The organism is Synechococcus sp. A15-28, assembly GCF_014280175.1.
Lineage (GTDB): Bacteria > Cyanobacteriota > Cyanobacteriia > PCC-6307 > Cyanobiaceae > Parasynechococcus.
Genome location: NZ_CP047931.1, coordinates 22,649 through 39,878, shown reverse-complemented (window position 1 = coordinate 39,878; position 17,230 = coordinate 22,649). Strand labels below are relative to the sequence as shown.

The following is a 17,230-nucleotide window of genomic DNA, read 5'->3' as shown; positions in this document are numbered from 1 at the left end:
TCGATACCTTGAGCGCAGTCCATGCATGGCGCCCTTTCATGCCTCGCTCAACCGCCCATCGGATTCTCTGCAGCGTCAGCGTGATGGTTGGATTGCTGGGTGGATCCAGTGCTGCTTGGGCCAGCAAGGACACCGAACAGAAGGGTGCCCAGGTGTACTGCTTCATGCGCAGCAGCGGCAATGGCCATGCCGTGAGCTGGAACGCTGCCTACGCCCTGATCAAGCGCCAGAGCCGCGGATTGTTCAAGACATCACCGGAGCACGCCTCTGTGATGATCACCGAAGCTGTGGTTGAGGACCCCGGCACCTTCCCTGACTGCGGTCGTTTCCTTGGCGATCTGTTCGGCGGGGCAACCACCGCCACTGCAGCAAGCCTTGACAGCACCTCAACGGCAACCCAGATCGACACCTCCATCAGCACGGATGGATATGCCGCCAGCGAAGCCGAGCGTTACAGCTATTGACCATCGCTGGTCATCGCAACTCGGCCTGGCCCTCGGCCTGCTGGTGATCAGCGGCTGCCAGAGCACTCCCCCACCGGAGGCTGATGTGAGCGTATCCACCACTAGCTGTCTGGAGGACCTTGTCTCCCATCAGTTGGCCACAACGTTGGAACGATGCAATACCAGTGTTGAAGCCTTCCCAGATCAGCCGGAACCCTGGCGGGACCGATCCCTCGTACAGACCCTGATCGGCAATCACGAAAAGGCTTGCCGGGATGTGGAGCAGGCCATCGGACTGATGAACGACTCAGCGGATCCAATGCTCCGCCATGAACTCAACGTTCGTCAGGCCACCTGCAGGCAGCGTCGCAGCATCAACGGCAAGGACTGACGATCAAGGGTCACACGACGGGGACCCAGCAGGATCTCGATCCGTTCCGCCTTACTGGCCGCCAAGCCATCAACGAGCTGATCGGCCGGGCCCAACTGCAACCAGTGACAGGTGAGCGCCTCATCGGCCATCCCCAGGCGATGGCAGCGATCTTCTGCCTGAGCCACATCACCCGGCGTCCAGGGCCGTTCCAACAGCACCACGTGCCTGGCCCGATGCAGGGTGAACCCCAGAGCCCCAGTGCCAAAGGTCGCCAGCAACAGATCCTCGTCCCCCTGTTGGAAGCGATCCACCGCCTGCTGACGCTCAGCCGGGCGTTGACGACCGGTGAGCAGAGCACCCCCCAGCCGCTTCTGCAACAACTGCAGCGGCTCCACAAATCCACTGAACAGCACCACGGCCTCACCGTCATGCAACAGGTTTCGCACCAACCGTTCCGCCGCAGGAAGTTTGAACTCCGCTGCAATCCGGCGGAGAGCTGTTAACACCGCCAGCGGTTCCGCATCGGAACGCACCTCTCCGTTGCGGGCGCGGCGGCGAAAGTCGTCCACCACCAGATCGATGCGATGGTCGAATCCGAGGGTTTCAGCGTCCGACAGGGCGATGGGGTGCTCCCGGCGTCGCTTGGGCGGCAGCTCCAGCACCTGAGCCTTGCGGCGATGGAGGATCAACGGTCGTGTGAGCCGGCGCAACTCTTCGAGCTGGGTGGCGCCACTGGCCTGCCATCGCTGTTGGCCCCCTTTCTCGCGCCAATGCCCCTGGCAATAGCGCTCCTCAAATTGACGCTGATCCCGGGCAATCGGATGGTCCATCGCCGCCAGCAGGGGATAAAGCTGGGCCGGACGGCCGTTTTTCATCGGTGTGCCCGTGAGCATCCAGATCGCCCGCAACCGAGGGTGACGCGCCATCCGCAACAGGGCCGCCGTGCGATTCGCCTGTAGGGATTGGGCGAAATGCGCCTCATCCACCACCAGCAGTGTTCCCGCCGGTGGAAGCTCAGCAGGCAGCCGCGCCCAGCTGACCAAGGCAGGCTGAAGATCCACCCCATCCGCTTCCCGACGCCAATGGGCATGCAGTCCCACTGGCGCCACCACCATCAACCTGAGCTCAGCGCAACGGGTCATGGCTCGCGCCGCCAGCAGCGCCGTCAAGGTTTTTCCCAGCCCCATCTCATCGGCAAGAACAGCGCCGCGTCGTGCCAGCAGCCATCGGGCCCCGCTGCGTTGATGGGGCAAAGGCCGCCGGCCATCCCGTAACGCCGTTTTCAGATCGGCAGCCGCCACCAGATCACGGTGGGGGGGCAGGGGGGGCAGCGGCTTGTTGTACCAATCCAACCATTGCTGCAACTCGGGAGTTACAGGAAACCGCGTGGCGAAAGCCTGGAGCAAAGCTTCGGCGGCGGCCATGGGGAACTCCCAGCTCCGGGATGGACCCATCCAGCGACCACGGGGCCGGATGCGCCGCAATTGCGACTGCGTGACAGCGTCAAACGGACAGACCACGCGGATGAGTCCGGCGGCCGAGAGGTCAAGCCTGCAGGAGGACAATCCGGAGTCGGGAATGAAATCCCCCGCAAACCATCACTTTAAGTTGGCTAGGGTTGAAAACAAGTGTTCTTGAACAACCACAGCTCTTTGCCAGCAAATCGCCAAAAATGCAGTCGACGACACATTGACGCGCGGAGCTTCCACGGCAAACTTTGCTCAACCGAAAACATTCGGATGCATAGCAGGGATGCGGTTTTCCTCGACGAACTCTGTCCCAAATTACGCGTCCGACGATGGAGACAATCCCTTCACACATATACCGGAAAAAGTTGTATTTATTGCGGCAAACCTTCTGAGTCCATTGATCACATTCTCCCCCGTGCCAACGGCGGACTGAGTGTTACCGAAAACTGCGTTCCAGCCTGTCTTTCCTGCAACGGCCATAAGTCCGACGCTGACGTTTTCGACTGGTATCGCCGTCAACGGTTCTATGACCCCAGACGCGCCATGGCCATTCGGGCCTGGATGGACGGCGACCTGCGCCTCGCGCTCCGATTGCTGCAGTGGGCACAACCCCAGGACGCATCAAAACCAAACCCCGACGGTGGCACCGAACTCAGCTACCAACCAGCCTGACGATCACCAGACGCGGCAGGCCTCAACGGAATGGTGGCGTTGACAGATTGACGCCTGCGCTCGGGGATCCTCAGGTGCAAGGGTCAGCGCCCCGGCCAGAACAGTCAGGGCGACAATGGCCCGCGCCGCGATCACGCGTCGCTGGGCGGGTGCGGTCGGCAGACAACTCGCGGTCATAACGGCAGCGACGAACTAATACAGGTGTACTGATGCTGTCCGATCTTGTCAACCGATCCCAGCCGCTCAGGGCCGATGCACGAGTCCTGGTGCTCGGAGGCGGTTACAGCGGTGGTCACGTGGCCCGACTGCTCAGGGCCCTCGGCACCACGGTGCGTTGCAGCCGGCGCCACCTCGACGGATCAGAGGCCGATCTCATCTTTGACAGTGCTACAGGGCAGATCCCGACAGCGGACGATCTGGATGGGATCACCCACGTGCTCTCCACCATTCCCCCCACCACAGAGGGCCAGGACCCGGTGCTCACCCACCTCGGGTCCCAACTTCGAGAACGACCACTGATCTGGGTCGGCTATCTCTCCACCACAGGGGTCTACGGAGACCGCCGGGGTGAGTGGGTGTCGGAAGAGGACCCTGCCGATCCAGGCCAGCCGCGCAGTGAACGGCGACACGCCTGTGAGCAGGCCTGGCTGGACTCCGGTCTCCCTGTTCAGATCCTGAGGCTGCCTGGCATCTATGGACCAGGCCGCTCGGTGCTGAACAGCCTGCAAACCGGCAAGGCGCGTCGGATCCTGAAGGCTGATCAGGTGTTCTGCCGCATCCATGTGGATGACATCGCCGGAGCCTGCCTGCATCTGATGCATCGGGCCGCTGATGGGCCTGGGCCTGCCATCGTCAACGTCAGCGATGACTGCCCTGCAGCTCCGCAGGATCTACTCCTGTACGGCGCAGATCTCCTCAAGTGTGAGCTTCCCGAGGAAGAACCCTTCGACGTGGCCAGTCGTTCGATGTCAGCCATGGCACGGTCGTTCTGGAGCGAAAACCGCCGGGTTCGCAACACCCTGCTGTGCCGCCAGCTCGGCTACTCCCTGCTGCACCCGGATTTCAAAGCCGGGCTGCAGGACTGTTTCCGTCAGGAAGCTCAATCCCGGTCCTGATCGCCGATGATCAGCCGATTGAAATCAAAGGGCTCCGCATCATCAGGCGCCGCCAGTCCCAGGTCATCTGTCAGCTTGACCCAGTCGACAACCAACCACTTGCGATGCAATCCGGTGGCCAGGCCCACCAGCATCAAGCCCAGGAGCAACAGCCTCAGCACAGACCATGCCTTCACCGTTGGACTTCAACGCTAGCCAGCAGCTGGTGATCGCCCTCGGTGATCCCGCCGGTATCGGCATGGAGGTCACCCTCAAGGCACTGGCGAGCAGCACACTGCCCCCATCGCTCCAGCCAGTGCTTGTCGGCTGCCGGCACAGCTTGATCGCCACCCACGCCCGCCTGCAGCAGCAGGGGCTCACATCGATCGCCGATCCCAGTCAGCTGAGCATTGACGACCAACCACTGGAGACGTCTGTTGTGCCCGGAGAACCGACAACGGCCGGTGCGGCGGCGGGTTTTCGCTGGCTGACCCGCGCCGTTGAGCGGGTGCAGCAAGGTCAGGGCCGAGCCCTGATTACCGCACCGATCGCCAAGCACCTCTGGCATGCCGCAGGCCATCACTACCCCGGTCAGACGGAACGGCTGGCCGAACTTGCCGGTTCAAGGCACTGCTCGATGCTTTTCACAGCCATCGCACCCCATGGAACCTGGCGGCTGAACACACTTCTGGCCACCACACACCTTCCCTTCAGTCAGATCACCGCAGCGCTGACGCCGGACCTGGTGGAACACAAGCTGAACGTGCTGCTGGAGTTCTGCCGGCGCTTCCGGTCCGACCCCCATCTTGTGGTTGCAGGGTTGAACCCCCATGCCGGAGAGGCCGGTCGGCTGGGGGAGGAGGAAACCACCTGGCTGACCCCATTGCTGGAACGCTGGCGCCAACAGCACCCCTCCGTGCATCTGGAGGGCCCTGTCCCTCCCGACACCTGTTGGCTCAACGCAGCTCGAGCATGGAACCAACCGGAGGCCTCGGGTCCGGATGGCTACCTGGCTCTGTACCACGATCAGGGCCTGATCCCGGTGAAGCTGCTGGCTTTTGACGCCGCCGTCAACACCACCCTTGAACTGCCATTTCTGCGCACCTCACCGGATCACGGCACCGGATTTGACATCGCTGGCCGGGGCACCGCCCGGCCAGACAGCATGATCGCTGCCCTTCAGGCGGCTTGGAATCTCACAGGGTCTTAGGCCGGACGCACACGCATCAAGACCTGACCGAATTCGACGGGGGTGCCGTTATCCACCAGGATTTCCACCACCTCTCCGCTGACTTCGGCTTCCAGCTCGTTCATCAACTTCATCGCCTCCAGGATGCACACCGTCTGACCGACGTCGATCCGATTGCCGACTTCGATGAACGGTGGCTCACCCGGTGCAGGAGCGCGATAGAACGTGCCCACCATTGGAGCGGTGATCTCCAAGAGATCACTGCGCGTGGCGGTCGCTGCGGGTGGTGGAGATGCTGGGGTGGCTGCGGCCGGTGCTGCTGCGGCAGTCACCGGTGCCGGCATCACCGGAGCCATGACGGCCTGTCCTGGCAGGTTGCGGCGGATCTCGAGCCGGAAGTCATCACCCTCCAGCCGGAATTCCTGGATATCGCTCTCGCCCAGCACTTCGAGCAGGCGATGCAGTTGTTCGTGATCCAGCTGCATGGTCATCCGTTTTCGCGACCCAGATAGCTGTCGCTGCGGGTGTCCACCTTGATCTTCTCGCCCACGGAGAGGAACAGGGGCACCATCACCTGAACACCGGTTTCCAGGATGGCTGGCTTGGTGCCACCGGTGGCGGTGTCGCCTTTAACACCCGGATCGGTTTCGGTGATCTCCAGCACAACGGAATTGGGCAGTTCCACCTCCAGTGGACTGCCGTTCCAGGAGACCACGTTCACCTCCATCCCCTCTTTCAGGTATTTGCGGCTTTCGCCGATCTGATCGGCCGTGAGACGGGTTTCCTCGTAGGACGACATGTCCATGAAGACGTAGTCCTCTCCTTCCATGTAGGTGTGCTGAAGCGACGCTTTCTCCAGCAGCGCCTGGGGGACCATTTCCCCAGCGCGGAAGGTCTTTTCCACCACGTTGCCGGTCTTCACCGCCTTGAGCTTGGAGCGCACGAAGGCAGACCCCTTACCAGGCTTCACGTGAAGGAACTCCACCACACGCCAGACGGCACCATCGATCTCAATCGTGGTGCCGGTTCGGAAGTCGTTGCTGGAGATCATTCCGGCCGAACGGTTCAACGGACTATACGGCTGTGCCAAAGTCCCGTCAGCACTGGGGTTCCCCCTTGGCCCATCCGCGTTTCAAGGCCGTTCTGGTCGCCTTGCTCGGCTTCGCCCTGATCAACATTGCAGCTCCAGCCTGGGCTGCACTGCCCCAGGGCAATGCGGTGAAGGATCCCGCGGCAATCCTGAGGGATTCTCTGCCCTTCGAGCAGGACGACATCCGCGAACTGCAACATCGGCTGGAGCTCACCAGTGATGACCTGCGGGCAAAACGGTGGGGTGCGCTGGGGAAGACCGTGTCCCGCAGTGAAGCGCTGCTCAGCACCCGCCGGAGGACCATCCTGGAGGCGGTTCCCGCCGCACGGCGCGATCGTGCCGAGGCCTACCTGAAGCAGGTTGAACAGGACCTGCAGGCGATGCAAGAACGGGTCGGGGAGATCGACAAGCCCGGCTTCATCCGCGATCGCCGCCAGACCCTCAGCCACATCGGTGATGTGGAAGCTCTGCTGGTGGAGGACGGCTTCCAGCGGGAGATCCCCTCGGAATTCGATGCCCTGCCGCGACTGCAGGGCCGCGCCACCCTCACCATCAGCACCACACAGGGGGATCTGACCACCGTGGTGGATGGTTACAACGCCCCTCTCACCGCAGGTGCCTTTGTCGATCTCGCCCAGAAGGGGTTCTACGACGGACTTCCCTTCATCCGCGCTGAGGACTTCTACGTGCTGCAAAGCGGTGATCCGGAAGGTCCTGAAATCGGATACATCGATCCCAGCACCAAACAGGAGCGGCACGTGCCCCTCGAGATCCGTGTGCCAGGAGAAGAGGACACCATTTACAACGAAACCTTTGAAGACGTCGGTCTGTTCAAGGCCACCCCGACGCTTCCCTTCGCCACCCTCGGAACCCTGGGATGGGCCCATTCGGATCAGGCTCTCGACGATGGCTCATCCCAGTTCTTCATGTTTCTCTACGAGGCCGAGCTCACTCCGGCGGGTCTGAACCTGGTGGATGGCCGCAATGCTGCATTCGGCTATGTCGTGGACGGCTTTGATGTACTGGAGGAACTTGGCGTGGATGACTCCATCGTTTCGATCAAAGTGACCGACGGTGCCGACCGGTTGTTGAGCCACGCATGACGTCCACCCTGGCGGAGCTGGGGGAAGCGGAGCTGCTGAAGCGCTTAGCCCGGTTTGCTCCACCGGGACAACTCGACGACGACACCGCTTGCCTCGCATCGGATGCCCGACCGCTGCTGGTGAACACCGATGTGCTGGTGGACGGCCTCCATTTCAGCGATGCCACCACTGCAGCCGCCGACGTGGGATGGCGGGCTGTCGCCGCCAATCTGTCCGATCTGGCCGCCAGCGGTGCCGTGAGCATCGATGGGATCACCGTCGCGCTGGTGGCCCCTGGCACCACGCCGTGGAGCTGGGTGGAGGAGGTTTACGAGGGCATCAGCGCAGCTCTTCAGCAACACGGCGGGACACTGCTGGGGGGCGACTGCTCATCCGGGACCACCCGCTTGCTGTCGGTCACTGCCCTGGGACGTCTCGGACCGCTGCGGCTGCTGCGCAGTGCCGCTCGACCTGGAGACGTGCTGATCAGCAGCGGACCCCACGGTCTCAGCCGCCTTGGTCTGGCCCTTCTTCAGAACGACCCTCAGCTCCAAGCCACCAGCCTTGCTGCGGCACTCCGGGACAAGGCGATCAGGCAACACCAGCGTCCTCAGCCCCGTCTGGATGTTCTGAACCGTCTTCTGGTTTGCAAACCTGCTGAACTTCCCTGGCGTGCCGGCGGAACCGACAGCAGCGATGGGCTTCTGGCAGCTGTTCGGGGGCTGTGCAACAGCAGCGGTACTGGCGCCCGACTCATCCGCAGCCAGTTACCAAAGGCCGAGGACTGGCCAGAAGGAGACCTCTGGGACCGCTGGTGCCTGGGTGGGGGAGAAGATTTCGAGCTGGTGCTCAGCCTGCCACCGGCCTGGGCGGACGCCCTGGAACAGGCCTTGCCCGATTGTCGACGCTTCGGCCAGATCACCGATCAAACCGGATCGATCGTCTGGACAGACGACCTCGGCCCGGTTCAAGACTGCGGCTTTGATCATTTCGCCCCGGGCTGAAGAACCTGCCGGGTGACGCCAAAAAAAATCCCTCCCCGAAGGAAGGGATGAACGAACCGATCAATGAAAACGGATCACTTCCAGTTGCGAGCCACCACTTCAGCCAGGTCAACGACGCGCTGGCTGTAGCCCCACTCATTGTCGTACCAGGCCAGGATCTTCACAGCCTTGTCGCCCATCGCATAGGTGAGATCGGCATCGAAAATGGTGGATTCGTTGGTGCCGGCGTAGTCGGTGGAGACCAGGGGCAGATCGCTGTACTTGATGATGCCCTTCATGCCGTTCTCAGAGGCGGCCTTGATCACAGCCTTCACCTCGTCAACGCTGGTGGCGCGGGAGGGTCCGAAGGTGAGGTCAACGGCGGAGACGTTGGGGGTGGGAACGCGCATGGCGAAGCCGGTGAGCTTGCCCTTCACCTCGGGGTAAACGAGAGCAACGGCCTTGGCCGCACCGGTGGTGGTGGGGACCATGTTGAGGGCTGCTGCACGGGCACGGCGCAGATCGCGGTGGCTGTTGTCCAGGATCCGCTGGTCGCCGGTGTAGCTGTGAATGGTGGTCATCAGACCCCAGTCGAGGCCGAAGTTCTGGTCCAGAACCTTGACGATGGGGGCCAGGCAGTTGGTGGTGCAGCTGGCGTTGGAAAGGATGTTCCAGTCCTCGTGGCGGTACTGGTCGTCGTTGACGCCGACCACGAAGGTCCCCACGCCATCACCTTTACCCGGTGCGGTGAGGATCACCTTGCTGGCACCAGCTTCAATGTGCATGCTGGCTTTCTCATCGGTGTTGAACACACCGGTGGACTCGATCACCAGATCCACACCCCAGTCTTTCCAGGGGCAGTTCAGAGGGTTGCGGTCGGCGAAGAACTTGATCTCCTTGCCATTGACGATCATCGTGTCGTCAGTGGTTTCGATCTTTACACTGGGATCGAGCTTGCCCAGAATCGAGTCGTAGGTCAGCAGGTGAGCGCTGGTCTTGGGGTCGGAGGTGGAGTTCATCCCCACAATCTCCAGGCCTGTGTCAGCACCACGGCTGATCCAACCCCGCATCACATTGCGACCAATTCGGCCGAATCCATTGATCGCAACGCGCAGGGTCATAGCTGAAGCGGGGTTGCCGCATAAGGGTTTTGGCCGCCGATCATACAGAAATTGGCCAAAAATCTGAGTTTTTTCGGATGGCACCTGAATCACAAACCCGATTCGATCCGTCTCAACCCAAGGGGGACGCAACGTCTGAACTGACTTATCTTTCATGCCTCTGATGCCGATCCTTGTCCCGTCCGCTTGAACGCCAGCACCCAGTGCATTTCATCGGCGTCGGCGGTATCGGGATGTCAGCACTGGCGAAGATCCTTGCGGATCGAGGTCATCCGGTGAGTGGATCGGACCCACGGGAGACCCCCACATCGCGGCAGCTCACCCAGCTCGGCGTCAGCGTCTTCCATGACCAGACCGCAGCCACGATCGAGGCACTGCTCGCCAAAGGCCTCAGGCCCATCGTGGTGGTCTCAACGGCGATTCCTGCCAGCAATCCCGAGCTGAGCCGTGCCCGTGCCGCGAAACTGGAGATCTGGCATCGCTCTGACCTGCTGGCTGCACTGATCGATCAGCAACCGTCGATCGCCGTTGCCGGTAGCCATGGGAAAACCACCACCAGCACCCTGATCACGACACTCCTGATGGAGGCCGGTGAGGATCCCACCGCCATCATCGGCGGCATCGTTCCATGCCTCGAAAGCAATGGTCATGCTGGCCATGGCCGACTGCTGGTGGCCGAAGCCGATGAATCGGATGGGTCGTTGGTGAAATTCCGAGCCCGCCTGGGGCTGATCACCAACCTTGAACTCGATCACACCGATCACTACAGCGGCCTCGACGACCTGATCGGCACGATGCGTCGCTTTGCCGATGGGTGCGACCAGGTGTTGGCGAACCGCGACTGCGCCACCCTTGAGGACCACATTCAGGCGGACGCGTGGTGGTCCGTCACGCAGGCCAACGGTGTCGATTACGCCGCTTTGCCGCTCCAGCTCGACGGCGATCGCTGCCATGCCCGCTTCTACGAACAAGGCGAACCCGTCGGGGACTTCGTGCTGCCCCTGCCTGGATTGCACAACCTCAGTAACGCGGCCGGCGCCCTGGCGGCATGCCGCATGGAAGGTGTTCCCTTCGATCGACTGGTGGATGGGCTCTCTGCCTTGAAACCCCCCGGCCGCCGTTTTGATTGGCGGGGCACCTGGGAGGGGCGCCACATCGTCGACGACTACGCCCACCACCCCAGTGAAGTGAAAGCCACCCTGGCCATGGCGCAACTGATGGTGAGCAGTGGCCGCAGCCCCTTGCCGACCCCACCCCAACGGTTGTTAGCCGTGTTTCAGCCCCATCGCTACAGCCGCACCAAGGAATTCCTGGACTCCTTCGCGAACGCATTGCAGAACTGTGACTCCCTGCTCCTGGCTCCGGTCTACGGCGCCGGCGAAACGCCGCTGTCTGGAGTCTGCAGCCAGACCCTGGCCGATCGGATTCATGAGCTGAGGCCGGATCTTGAGGTTGCCGTGGCTGACAACCTTGACCACCTCACTGAATTGGTCAGAAGCCGCAGCCGGCGTGAGGACTTGGTCCTGGCCATGGGTGCAGGGGATGTCAACGGCCTGTGGCAACGGCTGGCGGCCTGATGCTGAGCACCAACATTCCGCTGCGATCCAACGTCCCCCTGGCGGACTTCACCACCTGGCGAGTGGGCGGACCAGCCCAGTGGTTGCTGGAGCCAACAACGGTGAACGACACGCTCGAAGCTCTTCAGTGGGCTCAACACAACCAGATCCCATGCCGTGTGATCGGCGCCGGATCCAACCTGCTCATCCACGACGACGGACTGCCAGGACTCACCCTCAGCCTGCGCAAACTGCAGGGGGCCACGGTCGATGCCGACAGCGGTGTGGTGGAAGCCCTGGCGGGGGAACCGATCCCAACCCTGGCGCGTCGTGCCGCCCGAGCCGGATTGGATGGTCTGGCCTGGTCCGTCGGCATTCCAGGCACGGTCGGCGGTGCCGCCGTGATGAATGCTGGAGCACAGGGTGGTTGCACAGCGGACTGTCTGGAATCGGTGCGCGTGGCTCCACTCGAGGGTGGAGAAAGCTTCGAACTCGGCCGCGACCAACTGGCGTTTGATTACCGCCACAGCCGTCTGCAGGAGGAAGAGCTGGTGGTGCTCTCCGCCCGGTTCCGCCTTGACCCCGGCCATGACCCGGATGAGATCACCCGCATCACCAGCGGCAACCTCAGCCATCGCACCAGCACTCAGCCCTACACACAACCCAGTTGTGGCAGCGTGTTTCGCAATCCGGAACCCCTGAAAGCAGGCCGGCTGATCGAAGGTCTCGGCCTCAAGGGCAGCCGCATCGGTGGCGCGGAAGTCTCCACCCTCCACGCCAATTTCATCGTCAACACCGGTGCTGCGACGGCAGCCGACATCGATCAACTGATTCAACGCGTGCTGCAACAGGTGGAGGCAGCCCATGCCGTACGCCTGCATCCCGAAGTGAAACGCCTCGGATTCACCGGAGCCGCTTAATCTGCCGGCTCCGTCAACAGCACCATGGCAGGGTTCGGACTACCCAATTTCGGCCAGCTCACCGAAGCCTTCAAGAAGGCCCAGGAAATCCAGCAGAACGCTCAAGCCCTGCAGGACGAACTGGACGGCATGGAGATCGAAGGCAAGAGTGCTGACGGGCGGGCCAGCGTCTGGCTGTCCGGTAATCAGCAACCCTTGCGCGTGCGGTTGGATCCAGAGCTGCTGAGCGCGGGTCAGGAGACCTGTGAAGCCTCCACGCTGGAAGCCCTTCAGGCGGCCTATGAGCAATCCACCGCCACGATGAAAGGACGGATGGAGGAACTCACCGGTGGACTGAATCTCAACCTGCCCGGGATGGGCGGCTGAGGTCGGAACATTCCTTCAGGGCGTCCTGATAAAACGCGAAGCGTTCCCAATCCCTGTTAATTCCGCAGCCCGGCTCCTGACGGTGCAGGCAGTCGCGGAATCGACAGGGCCAGGACTGCAGCTGATTTCGCAGTTCAGGAAACAACATTCCCAGTTCCGACGGATCGCTCGGCAGTTCGGGTCGATTGAAGCCAGGGGTGTCGGCCACCCGGGCACCGGGAGCAATCGGAAACAACTCCACATGTCGCGTGGTGTGGCGACCCCGTTGAAGTCGACCCGACACAGCACCCACCCGAAGACCCAAGTGGGGCATCAAACGGTTCAGCACACTGCTCTTGCCCACGCCCGAGGGACCACAGACCACCGCCAGTTCCGTGGTCTGCAAATGCTGGCGCAAAGCCTCAATGCCTCCGCCGGTTTGACTGGAGATCACCAGAGCCTCATACCCCCAGCCCAGCAGTCGCTGAACCAGCGCTGAGCGTTGCTCCTCCTCCAGCAGATCACCCTTGGTGAGCAACAACTGCACAGGCAAACCCGTGCGTTCAGCGGTCAACAGAAAACGGCTGGCCTGATCCGGATCAAACGCCGGCTGGTCGACGGCGAGCGCCACCACCACCAACGAGACATTGGCCACCTGAGGGCGTGTGAGCCAGCTGCTGCGGGGCTCAACCCCTGACACCACTGCACGGGCTTGAACTGGATCGATGGCCTCGACCTGCACACGGTCACCAACATGAACCGCCTCTCCCCGGTGCGTGAGGCGTGTGCGACGGGTGCAAAGCAAACGCGAGGGACCCTGGTCAGGCGCCTGATCAAGCTCTACCTCGAGATAGTTCGCCTGCAGCGCCACCACGATGCCGGCAGCTTCGGTCACGACAGCTCACCGGCACAGGTGATCTCCAATGCAACCCAGGTCGCTTCCTCAGCGGTGACCTCCACCCGGTGACCGGCATCCTGGAGCCCAGGAATCACCGTCGCTTCCGGTTCGCCCCGATCCAACTGCACCTGAAGCTGATCTCCAGCCTGAAGTGACTCGAGGGCCAGCTTGCAACGGATGAAATTCACCGGGCAGGGGGTGCCACGCAGATCCAGGGAACGGGCCGTCCCCATCACTTCTGGCCGAACAGCCGAGCGAACAGTCCGCTGTTGTGATGGTGATGCTGCTTGCCACGGGCCGAATGATGGCCCGCCAACTCCTCCAGCAGTGTCCGTTCGGGGTCCGACAGACGCGTGGGGAGCTGCACCGTCACCTGCACCTTCTGATCACCTCGGGCCACTGGGTTCCCGAGCTTGGGAATGCCTTTGTTGGCGAGGGTCAGCACGGTACCGGGCTGGGTGCCGGGCGGAATTTCAAGGGGCGTATCGCCATCGACGGTTTCCACCTCGATCGTGTCCCCCAGGATCGCCTGCAGATAACTGACGTTCACGGTGGAGAGGATGTTGAGACCATCCCTGCGCAGGCGCGGGTGTGACTTGACCGTCAGGAAAACGTAGAGGTCACCGGACGGGCCTCCCCGCGGTCCGGCATTGCCCTCACCCGAAACCCGCAGGCGCGTTCCTGTGTCCACTCCGGCAGGAATGTTGATCCGAAGTTTCTTGCGCACCTGATGCACACCCTGGCCGCCGCAGGCATTGCAGGGATCAGCGATCACCTGACCGGTGCCGCCGCAGTTGGGGCATTCCGCCACCTGGGTGAAGCTGCCGAAGGGGGTCCGGGTCGCCCGTCGAACCTGGCCGGCTCCACCACAGGTACCGCAGGTGGTGGGACCACTGCCCGCCTTCGCTCCGCTGCCACCGCAGGTGTCACAGGTTTCGAGGTGGGGGATCTTGATCTCCTGCTCCTGACCGAAGACCGCCTGCTCGAAATCGATGGTGAGGTCGTAGCGAAGATCGTCTCCCTGCTGGGGTCCACGACGGCTGGAGCGACCGCCGGCAGCACCACCCGGGCCTCCAAAGCCCTGGAAGAAGGTCTCGAACAGGTCGGCAAAGCCGCCCATGTCCCCCATATCCGGAGCACCGGCTGCACCGCCAAGGCCGGCCTCACCGAACTGGTCGTAGCGGGCCCGGGTCTGGGGGTCACTCAGCACCTCATAGGCGCGACCGATTTCCTTGAAGCGGTCTTCGGCTCCCGGTTCCTTGTTGATGTCGGGGTGAAACTTGCGCGCCTTGCTGCGGTAAGCCCGCTTCAACGTGTCGGCATCCGCATCCCGTCCGACCCCCAGCAGGTCGTAGTAATCCGCCATCAGGACTCCTCCGCTTCAGCAGGGGCAGCAACTTCAGCATCGGTCGATGGACCCGGACCCATGGACACCTTCACCAGCGCGTGACGAAGCACCTTGCCGTTGAGGTGATAACCGCGTTGAAGCTCTTCGATCACCACATCTTCCGGCTGTTCGGTGCTCTCCTCGCGAAGCACCGCTTCATGGAGGGTCGGATCGAATAACTGACCAACCACTTCCATACGCGCCACCCCCTGCTGCTTCAGCACATCAACCAGTTGCTTGTAGAGACCCTGATAACTGCGATGCAGCGCCTGAGCCTCGTCCCCCTCAGGATTCAGCTGCTGTCGAGCCCGCTCGAAGTTGTCCACCACCGGCAGGATTTCGCTGAGGGTGGAGCAGACCAGCTGCTGACGGATGTCGTCCTGATCCCTGCTCTGACGCTTGCGGAAGTTGTCGAAATCCGCTGCGATGCGCATGTACTGGCTCTGCAGCGTTTCGTGCTCCTGCTTCAGGCTGTGCAATTCCTGCTCCAGCTGCTGCAGGCGATCAGCCGGATCGGTCACGGAGACGTCGGCAGGCGTTTCCGTGGACACCACCTCGGGCTCTGCGACAGCGGGAGCCGCATCCATCGGCTCAACGCTTGGATCCTGCGCTGGGGTGGGAGCCTCGCCGCTCATGCTGACCGCTGGGGAATTGCTGCTTAGACATGTTGAAGGGCAACGCACACCTCACACAAGCTGCGGAAGCCCGCACCTCAATCGGACGATGACCCACCGATGACCCTGGGCCGGCCCATTCCTGCCACCAACGATGCCGCCCAGCAGCGGCTGGAACTGGAGCTGTTACTGAAACAGCCGGTGCCGGATCCCGAGCAACTGGAACGAGCGCTGCCGCTGCTCAACGCCCTGAATGACATCAGCCCTGAGCGCTAGCGCGACCTGCAGGCCCTGCCGATCGCGGTTGATCAGCACCAATTGGACATCGCGATTCCCAGCCAGTGGGGTGAAACGGAATGGCAAGCCCTGATCGATCAACTGCCGCCGAATGACCGAACCATCCGTCTGCACCCGACGCTGCATGACGATCTGCGGCGTGCTCTGGCGACTGAACCATCGGAACGATCTACCCCGTCAGCACCTGGTGAAGCTCCCCGTGAAACTCAAGCGATAACAACCAGTCAGCCAAGTCAAAACAGGACTGAGAGCCAGTTGTCCCTCGAAGACGAAGCATCCTCGTTCCTCGAAGACTTCAACGCCGAAGGGGTGCTGGAGACCGCAGAAGACGAAGAGGCAGCCCTGTCCGCCAATGCCGTTGATCTGGAATCCAGCCTTGAGGACCCTGATGCATCACCGGTGGTGGCCCTGGTGGATCGCATCCTGCTGCAGGCCATGTCCGTGGGCGCCTCCGACATCCATGTGGAGCCGCAACAGAAGGGTCTCCGTCTGCGCTACCGCCAGGACGGTGTGCTCCAGCAGTACGTGGAGCCGCTTCCTAACCGGTTGATCCCAGCGGTGACCTCCCGCTTCAAGATCCTGGCGGACCTCGATATCGCTGAGCGACGCCAGGCTCAGGACGGCAGGATCAGTCGCCGCTACCGGGACCGGGTGGTGGATTTCAGGGTCAACACCCTGCCCAGCCGCTTCGGCGAAAAGGTTTGTCTGCGACTGCTGGACAGCAGCGCCACGCAACTGGGCCTGGACAAGCTGATCTCCAATCCCGCCACCCTCGCTCTTGTGCGGGATCTGGGGGCCAAACCCTTCGGCATGATTCTGGTCACAGGGCCCACCGGCTCAGGCAAATCCACCACCCTCTATTCCCTGCTGGCGGAACGCAACGACCCCGGCATCAACATCTCCACGGTGGAGGATCCGATTGAGTACACGCTGCCGGGCATCACGCAGTGCCAGGTGAATCGCGACAAGGGATTCGATTTCGCCACTGCCCTGAGGGCATTCATGCGCCAGGACCCGGATGTGCTGCTGGTCGGGGAGACCCGCGATCTGGAGACAGCGAAAACCGCCATCGAAGCCGCCCTCACCGGCCACCTGGTGCTGAGCACCCTTCACGCCAATGACGCCCCCAGCACCATCGCCCGACTGGATGAGATGGGGGTGGAGACCTTCATGGTGTCGGCAGCCCTGATCGGCATCGTGTCCCAACGGCTGATGCGACGCGTTTGCCCGACGTGCCGGGAACCGTACCGGCCGGATGAGCGAGAACTTGGTCGCTTCGGCCTGATGGCCAGCACGGAAAGCGATGTGACCTTTTTCAGGGCCCATCGCCATGACGGCAGCGGCAAGACCTGCCCCAATTGCAAAGGCAGTGGTTACAAGGGCCGCGTGGGTGTCTACGAAGTGCTGCGCATGAATGAGGAGCTGGCCACAGCCGTTTCCTCAGGCGCCTCCACCGATGTGATCCGTCAACTCGCGCTCGAGTCAGGGATGGTGACTCTTCTCGGCTACAGCCTGGATCTCGTCCGACAGGGTCACACCACGCTGGAAGAAGTTGGGCGAATGATCCTCACCGACTCAGGCCTGGAATCCGAGCGCAGAGCACGCGCTCTCAGCACAATGACCTGCAAGGGATGCGGCGCTGGTCTCCAGGAGAGCTGGCTGGAGTGTCCTTATTGCCTAACCACCCGAGATTGAGA

General features: G+C 62.4%; 22 protein-coding genes. 12 read left to right on the top strand and 10 right to left on the bottom strand.

The window, feature by feature from the left end; genetic code table 11:
- The first annotated feature begins 38 nt into the window (after window positions 1–38).
- Entirely contained in the window at window positions 39–464 is a 426-nt protein-coding gene (locus SynA1528_RS00205; protein WP_186587158.1) for a DUF6554 family protein, read from the top strand.
- The gene (locus tag SynA1528_RS00200; RefSeq protein ID WP_186587157.1) at window positions 430–834 is read left to right on the top strand and encodes a tetratricopeptide repeat protein; all 405 of its coding nucleotides are present in this window, start codon (window positions 430–432) and stop codon (window positions 832–834) included. The genes SynA1528_RS00205 and SynA1528_RS00200 overlap by 35 nt, the downstream gene beginning before the upstream one ends.
- Here SynA1528_RS00200 and SynA1528_RS00195 read toward each other — a convergent pair.
- Window positions 789–2,270 (bottom strand): SNF2-related protein, encoded by a 1,482-nt coding sequence (locus SynA1528_RS00195; RefSeq protein WP_286187967.1) that lies wholly within the window; start codon window positions 2,268–2,270, stop codon window positions 789–791. The two genes, SynA1528_RS00200 and SynA1528_RS00195, sit on opposite strands and share 46 nt — an antisense overlap.
- A 285-nt stretch (window positions 2,271–2,555) precedes the next feature.
- Between SynA1528_RS00195 and SynA1528_RS00190 the strand changes: the two genes are divergently transcribed.
- Window positions 2,556–2,957 carry an HNH endonuclease gene (locus tag SynA1528_RS00190; protein ID WP_186587156.1) on the top strand — a complete coding sequence of 134 codons (402 nt, stop codon included), beginning with the start codon at window positions 2,556–2,558 and terminating at the stop codon, window positions 2,955–2,957.
- A gap of 3 nt (window positions 2,958–2,960) precedes the next feature.
- Here SynA1528_RS00190 and SynA1528_RS00185 read toward each other — a convergent pair whose 3' ends face one another.
- Complete coding sequence (locus SynA1528_RS00185) at window positions 2,961–3,134, bottom strand: hypothetical protein (protein WP_186587155.1); 174 nt, start codon at window positions 3,132–3,134, stop codon at window positions 2,961–2,963.
- A gap of 32 nt (window positions 3,135–3,166) precedes the next feature.
- Between SynA1528_RS00185 and SynA1528_RS00180 the strand changes: the two genes are divergently transcribed.
- The gene (locus SynA1528_RS00180; protein ID WP_186587154.1) at window positions 3,167–4,072 is read left to right on the top strand and encodes an SDR family oxidoreductase; all 906 of its coding nucleotides are present in this window, start codon (window positions 3,167–3,169) and stop codon (window positions 4,070–4,072) included.
- On the opposite strand, the gene SynA1528_RS00175 is transcribed toward SynA1528_RS00180, so the two are convergent.
- Entirely contained in the window at window positions 4,057–4,248 is a 192-nt protein-coding gene (locus SynA1528_RS00175; protein ID WP_186588554.1) for a hypothetical protein, read from the bottom strand. The genes SynA1528_RS00180 and SynA1528_RS00175 overlap by 16 nt on opposite strands.
- On the opposite strand from SynA1528_RS00175, the gene pdxA reads away from it, so the two are divergent.
- Window positions 4,239–5,261 carry a 4-hydroxythreonine-4-phosphate dehydrogenase PdxA gene (gene pdxA / locus SynA1528_RS00170; protein WP_186587153.1) on the top strand — a complete coding sequence of 341 codons (1,023 nt, stop codon included), beginning with the start codon at window positions 4,239–4,241 and terminating at the stop codon, window positions 5,259–5,261. The genes SynA1528_RS00175 and pdxA overlap by 10 nt on opposite strands.
- On the opposite strand, the gene accB is transcribed toward pdxA, so the two are convergent.
- Window positions 5,258–5,731, bottom strand: coding sequence for an acetyl-CoA carboxylase biotin carboxyl carrier protein (gene accB / locus SynA1528_RS00165; protein ID WP_186587152.1), 474 nt, complete (start codon window positions 5,729–5,731; stop codon window positions 5,258–5,260). The two genes, pdxA and accB, sit on opposite strands and share 4 nt — an antisense overlap.
- Entirely contained in the window at window positions 5,728–6,291 is a 564-nt protein-coding gene (gene efp / locus SynA1528_RS00160) for an elongation factor P (protein WP_186587151.1), read from the bottom strand. The genes accB and efp overlap by 4 nt, the downstream gene beginning before the upstream one ends.
- A gap of 65 nt (window positions 6,292–6,356) precedes the next feature.
- Here efp and SynA1528_RS00155 point away from each other — a divergent pair, with 65 nt between their 5' ends.
- Both SynA1528_RS00155 and thiL read left to right on the top strand, forming a co-directional pair.
- Window positions 6,357–7,433 carry a peptidylprolyl isomerase gene (locus SynA1528_RS00155; protein ID WP_286187843.1) on the top strand — a complete coding sequence of 359 codons (1,077 nt, stop codon included), beginning with the start codon at window positions 6,357–6,359 and terminating at the stop codon, window positions 7,431–7,433.
- Entirely contained in the window at window positions 7,430–8,416 is a 987-nt protein-coding gene (gene thiL / locus SynA1528_RS00150; RefSeq protein WP_186587149.1) for a thiamine-phosphate kinase, read from the top strand. Before SynA1528_RS00155 ends, thiL begins: the two co-directional genes overlap by 4 nt.
- Before the next feature lie 74 nt (window positions 8,417–8,490).
- Here thiL and gap read toward each other — a convergent pair whose 3' ends face one another.
- Window positions 8,491–9,516 (bottom strand): type I glyceraldehyde-3-phosphate dehydrogenase, encoded by a 1,026-nt coding sequence (gene gap / locus SynA1528_RS00145; RefSeq protein WP_186587148.1) that lies wholly within the window; start codon window positions 9,514–9,516, stop codon window positions 8,491–8,493.
- Between the two features lie 173 nt (window positions 9,517–9,689).
- Between gap and murC the strand changes: the two genes are divergently transcribed.
- From murC to SynA1528_RS00130, 3 genes are read left to right on the top strand one after another with little or no spacing between them, the layout of a single operon-like run.
- Complete coding sequence (gene murC, locus SynA1528_RS00140) at window positions 9,690–11,093, top strand: UDP-N-acetylmuramate--L-alanine ligase (protein WP_186587147.1); 1,404 nt, start codon at window positions 9,690–9,692, stop codon at window positions 11,091–11,093.
- Entirely contained in the window at window positions 11,093–11,992 is a 900-nt protein-coding gene (murB, locus tag SynA1528_RS00135; protein WP_186587146.1) for a UDP-N-acetylmuramate dehydrogenase, read from the top strand. Before murC ends, murB begins: the two co-directional genes overlap by 1 nt.
- Before the next feature lie 24 nt (window positions 11,993–12,016).
- A complete protein-coding gene (locus SynA1528_RS00130; protein ID WP_186587145.1) occupies window positions 12,017–12,358 on the top strand; it encodes a YbaB/EbfC family nucleoid-associated protein in 342 nt (113 codons plus the stop codon).
- On the opposite strand, the gene rsgA is transcribed toward SynA1528_RS00130, so the two are convergent.
- Genes rsgA through grpE form a run of 4 tightly spaced genes read right to left on the bottom strand, consistent with a single transcriptional unit; the run spans window position 12,333 to window position 15,257 of the window.
- Window positions 12,333–13,232 (bottom strand): ribosome small subunit-dependent GTPase A, encoded by a 900-nt coding sequence (gene rsgA, locus SynA1528_RS00125; RefSeq protein WP_186587144.1) that lies wholly within the window; start codon window positions 13,230–13,232, stop codon window positions 12,333–12,335. The genes SynA1528_RS00130 and rsgA overlap by 26 nt on opposite strands.
- Entirely contained in the window at window positions 13,229–13,468 is a 240-nt protein-coding gene (locus SynA1528_RS00120; protein WP_186587143.1) for a sulfurtransferase TusA family protein, read from the bottom strand. The genes rsgA and SynA1528_RS00120 overlap by 4 nt, the downstream gene beginning before the upstream one ends.
- Window positions 13,468–14,601: a molecular chaperone DnaJ gene (gene dnaJ, locus SynA1528_RS00115; RefSeq protein ID WP_186587142.1), complete on the bottom strand. Its 1,134-nt coding sequence runs from the start codon at window positions 14,599–14,601 to the stop codon at window positions 13,468–13,470. The genes SynA1528_RS00120 and dnaJ overlap by 1 nt, the downstream gene beginning before the upstream one ends.
- Window positions 14,601–15,257, bottom strand: a complete 657-nt coding sequence (gene grpE / locus SynA1528_RS00110) for a nucleotide exchange factor GrpE (protein WP_186587141.1) — start codon at window positions 15,255–15,257, stop codon at window positions 14,601–14,603. Before grpE ends, dnaJ begins: the two co-directional genes overlap by 1 nt.
- A gap of 99 nt (window positions 15,258–15,356) precedes the next feature.
- Between grpE and SynA1528_RS00105 the strand changes: the two genes are divergently transcribed.
- Together SynA1528_RS00105 and SynA1528_RS00100 are read left to right on the top strand one after the other, a co-directional pair.
- On the top strand, window positions 15,357–15,512 hold the full coding sequence (locus tag SynA1528_RS00105; protein WP_186587140.1) for a general secretion pathway protein GspE: 156 nt from the start codon (window positions 15,357–15,359) through the stop codon (window positions 15,510–15,512).
- 90 nt (window positions 15,513–15,602) lie between these two features.
- On the top strand, window positions 15,603–17,228 hold the full coding sequence (locus SynA1528_RS00100; RefSeq protein ID WP_502707755.1) for a GspE/PulE family protein: 1,626 nt from the start codon (window positions 15,603–15,605) through the stop codon (window positions 17,226–17,228).
- Window positions 17,229–17,230: the final 2 nt, after the last annotated feature.